Raw genomic sequence first — 12,816 nt, forward strand, 5'->3', positions numbered from 1 at the left:
GTAAGCGTTCATTCCACGACGTAGTTGACCTACTTTTTCTTCACATCACGAAGTGGCCGTAGTAACTCTGGCGAGACCTTGTACTGCGTCCTGCCATCATCGCCCAGCACGATCACACTCTTGCGGTTAATCTTGGTGACGATCCCAAACACCGGACCTTCCCGGCCCTCGAAGGTCACCTTCAGGCCAACCCGCAACTGACTCAGTGCCTGCAGATTTTCCCGATCCCGCAGTTCATCAATGCGCTGGCAGATGATCTGGTTCAGTTCCAGCAACTGCTCGATGCTCATGTCGTCAATGCGCACGGACGCTAACCTCCGGTTGTTTGCTCTGTCGATCAGGATGGCGTGGTTCGATTAGTGCCCGTAATGGGTTCTCTGCGAATCGAGTTTTCCAGAGTCGGGGCGTCAGGTCGCTGACTTCACTGGCCGGATGCTGGCTGATTCGCTGCAGCACGTCCACCAGATAAGTGTAGGGGTTAATATCGTGCAGCTTGCAGGTGCTGATCAGGCTCTGGATGATCCCCAGATGTTCCGCACCCAATTCAGTCCAGCAGAACATCCAGTTTTTCTTGCCCATTGGGATGGGCCGCAAGGCCCGTTCCAGGTGGTTGGTGTCTGGCTGTACGTCGGGGTCTTCCAGGAACACGGTCAGGCTGGCTTCGCGGCTCAGCACGTAGTTCAGGGCCTTGGTCAGTGGATCGCTGGGCACCAAGCCACCTTGTTCCAACTGATCCCGACACCACTGGAAGAAGCCGCTGACCACCGGCCTCGAGTGATCCAGCCGGTACTGGCGTTTCTTCTCACCCGTCAGCCCCTGAGTTTTGATGGCCTCTTCATTCCGGTATAACTTCGCGATCTGTTGCAGTGCGTCGGAGACCTTCTCCGGATGATCCTTCTGCGCTTCGATAAAGTAACGGCGGCTGTGCACCCAGCATTGGGCGTGGATAATATCTTTTTGAGCGGCGGCATAGCGGGCATAAGCCGCGTAACCGTCACTGATCAGAGTGCCGCTGAACGATTCGCTGAGGACGTCTTCGATGTGGGCACGCCCGCGGCTGTTCGAGTAGGTGAACACCACTTCGTCGGCATCGCCGTACAGCGGCCAGAACCAGCCGGTTTTCATCCTGCCTTTTTGCGGGCCTGCCCGGCCCTGGTGGCCGGCCTTGATGGGCGTTTCGTCCATGGCCAGCACCCGGCTGCGCAAGACGCTGTCGGTCTGTGCATCCACAATGGGCCGAAGCAGGTCGATGGTACGCTTAACCAGATTCGTAAGGGTACTGCGGCTCACGGTAATACCCGCTTGCTGAATACGCTGATGCTGACGATACAGCGGCAGATGGAACTGGAACTTGTCTACCAGCAACCCGGCCAGCAGACTGACATCGGCCAGGCTATTGTCCAGCACATTGAACGGAGCCGGAGTTGTCATCGGCTTCTCGGTTCCCTTACGACGGAACACCGGACGTTCGCACTTGAGCACCACATAGCTGGAAGCCCGCTGGGCAAGCCGGTAGGTGGTCTTGCTGCCGATCACTTCGTACTGGTCGGCCTCTGGGCCGGTCAGTTCTGGTGGCAGGTGTTCAATGACGTCCACCGGCACATCGGCGGTAAAGCGCAGGCCGGTGTCGTTCAGACAGTCGTCGTCCCGCTGCTTTTTGCCGGTGCCGCGCTGGTAGGCCTTAATGATGCGTTTTTCTTCATCAGCAGGCTTCTCCGGCGTGGGGGCGTCCTCCGGCTGGAACAGGTCATCCTGCCCCGGTAGGTCATAGACCTGCTTCTCGGATTTGGGGCCGAACAGCTGCTTTTTGAACCAGTCCAGTTGATGGGTCAGCTGCCGAATCGCTTCCGTTTGGGCATCCAGCTGCGCCCGCAACAACGCATTCTCCTCGGCCAGAGCCGAGTCAGAAGTTGCGTTGGAATGAGGAGTGGAAGCCGTTGAATTCATGGCTGATATTATACCGGAACCGCACAGTTTATACCCCTCGAAAACGCTTGAATTGACGGTATTTTTGCACCTCAATGCCGTCAATCAGCAGCTGCAGATCCGTCAGGGTCAGGGCTCGCTGACCGGAGGCGGACAACGGCACCCGGAACTGTCCCTGCTCCAGGCGCTTGGCCCACAGGCAATATCCAGTGGCCGTAAAGTACAGCATCTTCATCTGGGTTTTACGTCGATTAACGAAGACGAAATACTGGCCACTGAGTGGATCGTGTTTTAGCTGATTCCGGACCAGAGCGCTCAAGCCCCGGAACGACTTGCGCATATCGGTGGGCTCGGTGCACAGCCAGATCCGGGCCTGGCTATCGAGCCCGATCATCCGTTCTGGCTCAGCCGCAACTCCACACCGTTGCCCAGGCTGAGCACAATGTTCCAGGTTGGGCCGGAGGATGGAGAGTTGCCCATCAACGACGAGAGATCGAGAAAACCGGCTTCACCGGAACCTGATGACTCATCCGTCGACGGGTCAGAAAGGCGCTTACGCCAGTTGCAGAAACTGGCGTAACCGATACTCTCCCGTTTGCAAAACTGCGGTGCTGACAGACCACTATCACGTTGTTGATTGACCAGGGACTGCCACTGTTCTGACGTGCGGTGCTTTCTCATGGGGGTAACCTCGTGTTGGAAAATGTGAGGTTACTGTAGGGCGAATTTCAGCGAGGTGGCAGGACGTCTTGGAATGAACGCTTACTGCTTGGTAGCGATAGCAGGTCTCGCTGATGCCGTACACCACACACGCCAACCGAATGCTAATTCCATGCTTGGCCACGCCCGCTTGAGTAGTTCGGATATTTCAGTACGAGGAGCGGCGATAGCCTTTCCAGACCAATTGGAGAGCTCGGCGGTTCTTAGCCCATTTGGACTTCCGTGCACGAGGAAAAGTTTTATAGTAGCTGCCTGCAATGAAATCTCCTTGTAAACTTAACAGCTTGTTAGACTGACCACTTCGTGATTAGAGATCTTTGATATCCGCAAAAGTACGCTTCGTTATTATTCAATAATCTTAAGAGTCTGTTCAAAAAAATGGCCTAAAACCAAGCAATTACCAGCGTCAAATCATCAAATTTTGTAATATCACTACTCAATAGCGAAGCGGTCACGCGATTACACGGTCGCAGTGGGTGAGGGCACAAACAAAAAAGGCCCGAAGCGCAAGCTAAGGGCCTTTCTGTTTTACCTATCAATCACGCACTTCAACCACACTTACTATCACCACAAGACAAGCAAGTCGCACAACCGTCCATCACGATTACCGCCTTAGTGCTGCATTTGCCGCACATGGTGGCGTTGGGTGGGAAGTCGCCAGCCTTGTCGTCGTTGGTTGCCTTGGCGTTGTTGGCTTCAAACTCCGCGCGCTTTTCGGCGAGGATGCGCTTGGTGGTTTCGCTCATTTCCTCGCTTTCCATCAGGCCTACGGCCTTCAGATGCTTCTCGATCACCGCGCCAATTTCAGCTACCAAGGAGGGCATGAATACGCCGCCTTTTTTGAAGTAGCCGCCGTTGGGGTCGTATACGGAGCGCAGCTCTTCCACTAGGAAGGTAAGGTCGCCGCCTTTGCGGAATACCGCAGAGATTACGCGGGTGAGGGCGATTACCCACTGGAAGTGCTCCATGGATTTGGAGTTGATGAACACTTCGTACGGCTGACGGCTTTCGTGGTCTGTGTCTTCGTTCAGTATGATGTCGTTGATGGTGATGTACATCGCGTGCTCGGCCACCGGTGGTTTGATCTTGTAGGTGGTGCCTACAAGAAATTCCGGCCGTTCGATGTATTCGTTCATCTTCACCAAGGAAGATTCCGGCTGTGCTGCCTGCTGTTCGCTGGGAGCATCTGTGTCGGCTTTCTTTACCCGGTAGCCGACAATTTTATTGCTGATTTTAACTGTCATTTCTAAATGTCCTGTGTCGGTGTTCCGGATCAATACTTTCCGTAGGTGCCTTCTTTAAGCGCGTCAAACAGGTTGGCGGCGGTGTGCATTTCGCCATCGTACTCTACCTGTTCGTTGCCTTTCAGCTCTACTTTGCTGCCGTCGTCGAGGGTGAACTCGTAGAGGGTGTTTTCAAGGTCTTTCTCTTTTACCAGTACGCCCTGGAAGGCTTCCGGGTTAAAGCGGAAGGTGGTGCAGCCTTTCAGTCCCATGTCGTAGGCGTAGAGGTAAATGTTTTTGAAGTCCTGATATTCAAAGTCGGTCGGTACGTTCGCGGTTTTGGAGATCGAGGAGTCTACCCATTTCTGGGCCGCGGCCTGGATGTCTACGTGCTGTGCCGGGCTTACATCATCTGCGGTGGTGAAGTAGCTGGGCAGTTTTTTGTCTGCTTCTTCAGAGAAGGGCATGGCGCCTGGGTTAACTAGGTGCCGGTAGGCCAACAGCTCGAAGGAGAATACGTCGACTTTTTCTTTGGTTTTACGGCCTTCGCGGATGACGTTACGGGCGTAATGGTGCGAGAAGCTTGGCTCTATGCCGTTACTGGCGTTGTTGGCTAGCGACAGGCTGATGGTGCCAGTGGGTGCAATGGAGGTGTGGTGGGTAAAGCGGCCACCTTTCTCAGCCAGCTTTTCAACCAGCTCAGGCTCAACTTTGGCAATTTCCTGCATGTAGCGGCTGTATTTGGCGTGCAGCACGCGGCCTGGCAGTTTATCGCCGATATTGTGGCCATCTTTGGCCAGTTGAGGGTTTTTACCCATCATTTTCGGGGTAATTTCAAAGTCGTCGTCCATGATGGGCGCAACGCCTTTTTCTTCTGCCAGGGCCAACGACTGGCGCCAGCCTTCTACGGCCATTTCACGTACTACATCTTCGGTGAACTGTACGGATTCATCCGAGCCGTATGGCATGCGCAGCATGGCAAGAGTTGAGCCCAAGCCCAGAATGCCCATGCCGTGACGGCGCTTGTAGGTGATTTCGTGGCGCTGTTCGGCCAGTGGCAGGCCGTTGATTTCTACTACGTTGTCCAGCATGCGGGTGAAGATGCCCACAACCTTGCGGTACTTCTCATAGTTGAAGCTGGCCTTTTCAGTGAACGGGTAATCCACAAACTTGGTCAGGTTCACAGAGCCCAGCAGGCAGCTGCCGTAGGGGGGTAGGGGCTGCTCACCACAGGGGTTAGTAGCGCGGATGTCTTCGCAGAACCAGTTGTTGTTCATCTGGTTGACCTTGTCGATCAGGATAAAGCCGGGTTCTGCGTAGTCATAGGTGGAGGTCATGATGGTGTCCCAGATGAGCTGGGCTTTCAGGGTGCGGTAGATACGGCACGCCACCTTGCCTTCATCGTTAACCACATAGCCATCTAATATCGGGAAGTCACGATATACGAATTGGTTTGGATCGGTGAGGTCTAGGCCTTCTTCCGCTACTTCTTTCTCGGTAACCGGGAAGGAGAGATGCCAGTCGCTGTCGTTACGAACGGCTTCGATAAAGTCTTCGGTGATCAGCAAGGACAGGTTGAACTGGCGCAGGCGGCCATCTTCACGCTTGGCCTGAATGAAGTCGATTACGTCTGGGTGGTGAACGTCAAAGGTAGCCATTTGCGCACCACGGCGGCCACCAGCAGAAGACACGGTAAAGCACATGCGGTCGAAGATATCCATGAATGACAGCGGGCCAGATGTGGTTGCGCCGGCGCCAGCAACATAAGCACCTTTAGGGCGCAGGGTAGAGAATTCGTAACCAATCCCACAGCCTGCCTTTAGGGTTAGGCCTGCTTCGTGGTTTTTCTCCAGAATGTCGTTCATGGAATCCTGAACGGACCCAGATACGGTGCAGTTGATGGTGGAGGTTGCAGGCTTGTGCGCTTCGGCACCGGCGTTGGAGGTAATTCGGCCTGCGGGAATGGCGCCGTTTTTGAGGGCCCAGGCAAAGTTCTTCATCTGCTCGGCGCGCACGTCTTTGTTTTCGACTTGCGCCAAGGCCGTAGCAACGCGGTGGTATGTGGCGTTGATGTCTTTGTCTACAGGTTCGCCGGTCTTGGTTTTAAGCTGGTATTTGCTGTTCCAGATGTCGAGCGAAGTTTCCTGCATCGGAATCGTTGTAACCACTGCCTCTGCCTTAGCGTTCATTGCCACCCCTAAATCTTCAAGTATGTCTGTTGTCGAAGGCACCGATTATTGGCGCTGTCCCTGTAGAGCGTAGAGCGCCGCAAAATCTGGGCTGGCGCTCTTGCTTTCTATGCTGTTTTCAATTTCTCGCCGAAAAAAAACACTATATGTGGTGCTTGCGATAATCTGAGGTAACGCCCTAGCACTCAATAAATACGCCCCGATTGCGGCAGCCTGTGGGGCTTTGACCGCGGGAAGGCGTGTTTGGGCGTATGTTTGCTATACAGCTGTTAGCCCTATATGTAGTTTTATTTTCAAGGGAGTATAACAGGATATAGTGGTTTGTGAATTTAAGCGGGACTATTGATAAGTGACTTCCGGCAAAGAAAATCAATGGAGAATGGCTTGCAAGAAGGAAAACTCTGGGAAATCCGGCGCTTGAGTGGAAAAGCTAAGAATTACTATATGTTGTGACTAAAAAATGTACCACTCAGGCTAATTCTGTTAACAAACTCACACAATCTGTGACTTCTGCACGTACTCAGAATAAGCGTGTCGTTAAAGTAGCGATGTGGAGTCGAGCATCGTAGTGGCCCACAGGAGGTGATAACGACCATAAAAAGGAAAAGAACAATGAAAGGCCTGAAACCTACATTGCTAGCGCTGTGTATTGCAGGGGCTCCGCCTGCAGTCATGGCTGAGATACAACGCTTGGATGATTCTATGATGGGTGACATCACGGGGCAGGCAGGCGTGAGCATTGAACTTGAGACAAAGATTGATATCGGCCGTTTCCTTTATTTTGATGAGGGTGCCTTGGCCATAGAGAACATCAGTATCGGGGGTGCGGAGCGCACGGATTTTTTCGGGTTTAATGGGATTAGCGGGTCTACTGCCAATGACCGTCTGGACAACATCCGTATCGATATTGATGTGCTTGCCGATGGCGATGCTGCCATTAATATTGCGCCTACCAACTTTGCTGCCGTTGATTTCCGAGTGACCACAGGGGCTTGGTATTTGGCGGCGACCAATGGAAGCAATGAGTACACCGATCTGATTGATAATTTTCTAGCGGAAGGCTTGATGGCGCGCGGCTCGATTCGTATTGATACGGCCTCAGACATAATGCGCTTCAGGACGGCTTTTGCGATAGAGAATATGCAGTTTGATGTGCCGTTTCTGGGCATTGGCGTTCGCGGCATGCAAATAACCGGTGCCGATTACGACCGCACTTTCCCAAGCCCGCTGGATCTGTTTGCCGAGGTGGATCTTTATATCTACGAAGGTGCACGGTTCTCTAACGGCTGGTCGTCCCTGGCGATTGATATGCCATATTTCGAGGCCGATATCGGGATAAACGAGCTGATTGTTGGCCAGCAGTCCGTTGGCAGTATCTTTGTGGACAATCTGGCGATTACGGATACCGCAATGCGTATCTACGGTCACTAGAGGTTAGTGCAGTAAATAAAGCGGGAGCTCACGAGGCTCCCGCTTTTCGTTAGCCAAGCAGTAGGCTGTCGTCATCCACTGAAAGCCCGCGTTGTTTTTCAAACAACTCCAGTAGATCTTTTACTTCCAGACCTTCCCGGTCTTTGCCTTCAATATCAAACACGACTTGCCCTTGGTGCAGCATGACTGTGCGGGTGCCAACTTCCAGCGCCTGTTTCATGCTGTGGGTAACCATCAATGCGGTTAGCTTTTGGTCTTCGATGATTTTTGTGGTGAGCGCCAATACGAAGGCCGCCGTTTTGGGGTCCAGCGCTGCGGTGTGCTCATCTAGCAGGAGAATGGCAGATGGTGTAAGGCTTGCCATCAACAGGCTGACAGCCTGACGCTGGCCTCCCGAGAGTAGGCCCATCTTGTCACCCAGGCGGTTCTCCAGCCCTAGGTTTAGGGAGGAAAGGCTTTCCTTAAACCGCTCCATATACTGCTTTTTTACTGCTGTGCTCAGCCCACGGCGCTGGCCGCGTTTGATGGCGAGAGCGAGATTTTCCTCAATGCTCAAGCCTTCGCAGGTGCCTGCCAGTGGGTCTTGAAATACCCGCGCTACACGGCCCGCCCGTTTGTGGGTTGGCAATTTGGTTACGTTCACGTTGTCGACAACAATGGTGCCGCTATCGACCAGAGTTTCGCCCGCCAGAGCGTTCAGAAAGGTGGATTTGCCAGCCCCGTTACTGCCAATTACGGTAACAAATTCACCTTGATTGACGGTGAGGCTCATGCCTCTTAGTGCGGGGTTTTCCAGCGGGGTGCCTTTGCCAAAGGTAAGCCGGAGGTCGGTTGCAGTGATCATATTGCCTCCTTAGGCTTTTTTGCGGGTGAGTTTGCTAACCAGTGAGTTGCGAACGCCAGGCAACACGATGGCCAGAGTAACCAGTACAGCTGTTATCAAGTTTAGATCCTGAGCCTGTAAACCGAGGAAATCGGCGTTCAGAGCAAAGGCAATGGCCAGCCGGTAAATGATGGCGCCAACCACGCATGCAATCAAAGCGCGAACAACGGTAGATGGTGTTATGACCGCTTCGCCACCAATCAGTGATGCTAGGCCGATAACAATGACGCCAACACCCATGGTTACGTCTGCTGCGCCTTGGCTCTGTGCAAACAGCGCACCGGCGAGGCCAACCATGCCGTTTGAGACGGCAACACCAAGAATAATCATAGTGCCAGTGGCTATGCCCTGAGCGCGTGCCATTCTGGGGTTAGCACCGGTAGCGCGCATGGCGAGACCGGTTTCTGACTTCATGAATCGCCAGAGCAGTATCAGGGAGATAAGGATTACAATCGAAAACAGAAGCACCGGTACCTGATGGTAGGCGAGGTCTAGCGAGTACCAAGGCGTGAGTACGGTTTCTTCACCAAGTAACGCGATGTTCGGCCGACCCATAACCCGAAGGTTAACGGAATACAGCGCAATCATCGTGAGGATGGACGCCAGCAGGTTCAGAATGTTCAGCTTTACGTTAAGAATGGCGGTTACTGCACCGGCAGCCATGCCAGCCAGAACGGCTGAGCCAGTTGCCAGCCAGGGGTTCCAGCCTTCCATAATAAGCACGGCTGCAACTGCAGCGCCTAGAGGAAAGCTGCCGTCTACGGTCAGATCCGGGAAATCGAGTACACGAAAAGAGAGGTAAATACCGAACGCAACCAGGCCATAAATAAGGCCAGTCTCAACTGCGCCGTAAAATGCAATTTCACTGAGCATGGGAAAGATTCGCTGTGGTAGAAAAACGGGCGGGCCCTTTATACAGAACCCGCCCGTGTAAGTCAGGCGTTACTTGTCGCTCTCAACGATTTCTGCAGCTTCGGCAATGATGTCATCAGACAAGGTAATGCCCATGCGCTCGCCAGCTTCCGGGTTAACAAACAGGTTGAGTTTTTCCATGGTTTCTACGGCCATATCCCCCGGCTTCTCACCCTCAAGAATGCGCGCAACCATTACGCCAGCTTGGCGGCCGTGGTCGTAGTAATCAAAACCCAATGCTGCAACAGCGCCACGGGCAACGGTAGCTGTGTCGGCTGCAAATACCGGGATTTTAGCGCGTTCGCCTACAGAGATGACGGCTTCTGCCGCGCTGATCACGGTGTTATCGGTAGTGAGGTAAATGGCGTCGGCTTTGCCCACCAATGAACGGGCCGCGCCCAGTACTTCAGACGTTTTAGTTGCGGCACCTTTAACCAAAGGTAGGCCGCGGGCTTGCAAGCGCTCTTCGAGCAGTTCAATCAATGACACCGCGTTGGCTTCACCAGGGTTGTATACAGTGCCAATGCGCTTGGCATCCGGAACCATACGCATGAGCATATCCAAATGTTTGTCAATAGGCAGCATGTCGCTCACGCCGGTAATGTTCGCACCCGGTGCTTCAGCACTCTTCACCAGCTTGGCTCCGACTGGGTCGGTTACGGCAGCAAACACAACAGGGATATTACGGGCGGCAGCAGCAACGGTTTGTGCGGACGGGGTTGCGATGGCCACAATCACATCTACACCTTCACCCACGAACTTGCGGGCAATCTGGGAGGCAATGGCGGAGTTACCCTGCGCGCTTTCATGCATGAGCTTCAGGTTTTCACCTTCTTTATAGCCTCGTTCGGCCAGTTTATCTTTAACGCCTTGATGAACAGCATCTAGCGCTGGGTGCTCTACAATCTGTGTAATTGCGACAACCCGAGGCTCTGCAGCCATTGAAAGACTCGTCAACGCCATTAATGACGCGCCCAGCAGGGTGCGCAGTGTTTTCTTGGCCATATGCCTATCTCCGAGGTTTGTTACAGTGTTTGCGGTAATAAGGTGCGAGAGTTTATCACAGCACCACCAACTTGGTGATAGGTCATGTTAGTGTGGTGATGGCCTGATCTGACATTCTCTAGGTGAGTTTCTCATCTGTTGGCCTGAGTCACGCTTTAGCGGGCCATAATGTGTTGAAATACACTACTAAAGTCTAAATAATGCCCCCAATAAATTAAATAACGAATGCAAGGAAAGTTCATGCAAACAAAAAATAAACTTCCGCTGGATATGGTCTATCACTGGGAGTCCGTCAAGTCGAACTCGTTGTATATGACTCAGCCTATTGGCGACGGCAAAGTGGTTGAATACACCTGGGGGAGAGCTGTTGATGAAGCTCGCCGTATGGCGTCTTATCTAAAATCTCTGAACTTACCAGAAAAGAGCCGTGTTGGCCTGATTTCCAAGAACTGCGCGCATTGGATCATGACTGACTGGGCCATTTGGATGGCCGGGCACATTTCTGTGCCTTTGTACCCCACGCTGAATGCCGACACAGTGAAATACGTTCTGAACCACGCAGAATGCGACGTTCTATTCGTTGGCAAGCTGGATGACTGGGACATGATGAAGCCGGGTGTACCGGAATCTGTTCGCTGCATTTCTTACCCTTTGAGCCCACCTAACGATTTTGAAACCTGGGATGACATTGTTGCCAAATACCCGCCTCTGGAAGAAAACGTTCAGCGCGATGCGGATGAGCTGGCAACCATCGTGTACACCTCAGGCAGCACAGGGAAGCCTAAAGGCGTGATGCTGAGCTTCCGCAATATGGCTTTTGCCGCCGAGGGTGGCATGGAAGTCCTTCAGGTAGGTCCTGAAGAGCGCATGTTGTCTTATCTCCCGCTGGCACACGTGTTTGAACGTACCTTTGTTGAGCTGGCATCTTTGTACGCTGGATTTCATCTGTTCTTTGCAGAGTCTCTCGACACGTTTGTTGACGATATGAAGCGCGCCCAACCAACGCTGTTCCTATCGGTACCGCGACTGTGGGTTAGGTTTCAGCAGGGCGTTTTGCAAAAGCTGCCACAGAAGAAACTCAATAAGCTGTTGAAAATCCCGGTAGTCAGCAAGCTGATCAAGAAAAAAGTCCTCAAAGGGCTTGGGCTGGATAAAGTGAAGCTGGCCGGTAGTGGCTCTGCACCTCTGGCTGGAGATGTGTTGGATTGGTACCGAAACCTTGGTTTGGAACTGCTTGAAGGCTACGGGATGTCCGAGAACTTTGCCTACTCGCATATCAATAAGCCGGGGCGTTCCCGCACGGGGTATGTTGGCGAATCCATGCCAGGCGTAGACACTAAAATAAGCCCTGAAGGTGAAATCCTAATCAAGAGCCCAGCCACTATGATGGGCTACTATAAGGATGAGGAAAACACCAAATCTACCTTTACAGAAGACGGCTATTTGAAAACCGGCGATAAGGGCGAAATCGACGAGATGGGTCGCCTAAAAATCACTGGCCGGATGAAGGAAATTTTCAAAACCAGCAAAGGTAAGTACATTGCGCCTGCGCCGATTGAAAACAAGCTGATGGCAAACCAGTCGATTGAATTGGTTTGCGTGTCTGGTGCTAACCAGACACAGCCCTTTGCCATGATTCAGTTAGCCGAAGGTATTCGACCAACGGTTGGTGATCCGAATGTGCGCAAGGAGCTTGAAGCGGAATTGACGGAGCTGGTCGAAACGGTGAATAAAACCGTGGATCCCCACGAGCAGTTGGCCTTTGTGATCATTGTTAGCGACGAGTGGACGATTGAGAACAGCTTCCTGACGCCAACGTTGAAGCTCAAGCGGAACGTTGTTGAAAACACCTATGAGAATCAGGTAAACGAGTGGTACGCGCAGCGTAAGAAGGTTGTTTGGCAGTAATGCGCAAGCTGTAGTGTGTTCAGATCAGGCCCGGCTAAGCCGGGCCTGATTCGTTTTAGAGCCGACATTGGTCGCATAGGGAAAAGCGGATGACGGGCATAGAATTAACTCATATTAGGAGGGGTTTATGGCTCAGCTTTCTGCATTCCAAAAGCGTATTCATGAGGAAATTCCGCTTTCCCGTGCGCTTGGTATCGAATTGCATTTCTGGGATGGAAGTTCACTGCTTATCAGTGCGCCGCTCGCGCCTAACACCAACCATCAGGGCACCGGTTTTGGTGGTAGCGTTTACTCGGTGGCTGTAACCGCCGCATGGGGGCTTACGGAGCTTGCACTGGCCGATCTCGGTTTAAAGGGCAACGTGGTGGTACAGACCGGCAGTATTGATTATCTGGACCCGGTGACCTCAGATTTCTACGCGATTTGCCGCCTGCCGGGCGATGAGATACCGGAACGTTTCAGAAAGAGTCTTGCAAGGCACGGCAAAGGACGTCTGGATTTGACCACTGAGGTATTCTGCGGAACGCCGAACAACCTACCCCAAGGTGATCCTGTGGCCGTGTTTCAAGGTCGGTTTGTGGTTCAAGATGCTCGCTCAAAGCTAGCGCCCCAGCTTTGA

12 protein-coding genes are annotated in these 12,816 nt (G+C 52.9%); 3 read left to right on the forward strand and 9 right to left on the reverse strand.

Going from position 1 to position 12,816, the window contains the following annotated elements:
• Positions 1 to 29: 29 nt before the first annotated feature.
• From MWU62_RS15405 to MWU62_RS15430, 6 genes are all read right to left on the reverse strand, one after another.
• Positions 30 to 305, reverse strand: a complete 276-nt coding sequence (locus tag MWU62_RS15405) for a hypothetical protein (protein WP_247115369.1) — start codon at positions 303 to 305, stop codon at positions 30 to 32.
• Positions 295 to 1,947, reverse strand: coding sequence for an IS66 family transposase (locus tag MWU62_RS15410; RefSeq protein WP_247115368.1), 1,653 nt, complete (start codon positions 1,945 to 1,947; stop codon positions 295 to 297). The genes MWU62_RS15405 and MWU62_RS15410 overlap by 11 nt, the downstream gene beginning before the upstream one ends.
• A 28-nt stretch (positions 1,948 to 1,975) precedes the next feature.
• A complete protein-coding gene (gene tnpB / locus MWU62_RS15415; RefSeq protein ID WP_016915087.1) occupies positions 1,976 to 2,320 on the reverse strand; it encodes an IS66 family insertion sequence element accessory protein TnpB in 345 nt (114 codons plus the stop codon).
• Positions 2,317 to 2,607 (reverse strand): IS66 family insertion sequence element accessory protein TnpB, encoded by a 291-nt coding sequence (locus tag MWU62_RS15420; RefSeq protein ID WP_247115367.1) that lies wholly within the window; start codon positions 2,605 to 2,607, stop codon positions 2,317 to 2,319. The genes tnpB and MWU62_RS15420 overlap by 4 nt, the downstream gene beginning before the upstream one ends.
• A 587-nt stretch (positions 2,608 to 3,194) precedes the next feature.
• The gene (locus tag MWU62_RS15425; RefSeq protein WP_247115726.1) at positions 3,195 to 3,890 is read right to left on the reverse strand and encodes an NrdJb; all 696 of its coding nucleotides are present in this window, start codon (positions 3,888 to 3,890) and stop codon (positions 3,195 to 3,197) included.
• 29 nt (positions 3,891 to 3,919) lie between these two features.
• Positions 3,920 to 6,058, reverse strand: a complete 2,139-nt coding sequence (locus MWU62_RS15430) for an adenosylcobalamin-dependent ribonucleoside-diphosphate reductase (RefSeq protein ID WP_247115727.1) — start codon at positions 6,056 to 6,058, stop codon at positions 3,920 to 3,922.
• Positions 6,059 to 6,670: 612 nt separating this feature from the next.
• Here MWU62_RS15430 and MWU62_RS15435 point away from each other — a divergent pair.
• Positions 6,671 to 7,489: a DUF6160 family protein gene (locus tag MWU62_RS15435; protein WP_247115728.1), complete on the forward strand. Its 819-nt coding sequence runs from the start codon at positions 6,671 to 6,673 to the stop codon at positions 7,487 to 7,489.
• A 49-nt stretch (positions 7,490 to 7,538) separates the two neighbouring features.
• On the opposite strand, the gene MWU62_RS15440 is transcribed toward MWU62_RS15435, so the two are convergent.
• The 3 genes from MWU62_RS15440 to MWU62_RS15450 form a co-directional block, all read right to left on the reverse strand.
• Entirely contained in the window at positions 7,539 to 8,333 is a 795-nt protein-coding gene (locus MWU62_RS15440; protein WP_247115729.1) for an ABC transporter ATP-binding protein, read from the reverse strand.
• A 9-nt stretch (positions 8,334 to 8,342) separates the two neighbouring features.
• Positions 8,343 to 9,245 carry an ABC transporter permease gene (locus MWU62_RS15445; RefSeq protein WP_247115730.1) on the reverse strand — a complete coding sequence of 301 codons (903 nt, stop codon included), beginning with the start codon at positions 9,243 to 9,245 and terminating at the stop codon, positions 8,343 to 8,345.
• 69 nt (positions 9,246 to 9,314) lie between these two features.
• The gene (locus MWU62_RS15450; RefSeq protein WP_247115731.1) at positions 9,315 to 10,289 is read right to left on the reverse strand and encodes an ABC transporter substrate-binding protein; all 975 of its coding nucleotides are present in this window, start codon (positions 10,287 to 10,289) and stop codon (positions 9,315 to 9,317) included.
• Positions 10,290 to 10,529: 240 nt separating this feature from the next.
• Here MWU62_RS15450 and MWU62_RS15455 point away from each other — a divergent pair, with 240 nt between their 5' ends.
• Together MWU62_RS15455 and MWU62_RS15460 are read left to right on the forward strand one after the other, a co-directional pair.
• Positions 10,530 to 12,197, forward strand: coding sequence for an AMP-binding protein (locus MWU62_RS15455; protein ID WP_247115732.1), 1,668 nt, complete (start codon positions 10,530 to 10,532; stop codon positions 12,195 to 12,197).
• Between the two features lie 127 nt (positions 12,198 to 12,324).
• Complete coding sequence (locus MWU62_RS15460) at positions 12,325 to 12,816, forward strand: thioesterase domain-containing protein (RefSeq protein WP_247115733.1); 492 nt, start codon at positions 12,325 to 12,327, stop codon at positions 12,814 to 12,816.

The sequence above is a fragment of the Marinobacter sp. S6332 genome (assembly GCF_023016045.1).
GTDB lineage: Bacteria > Pseudomonadota > Gammaproteobacteria > Pseudomonadales > Oleiphilaceae > Marinobacter.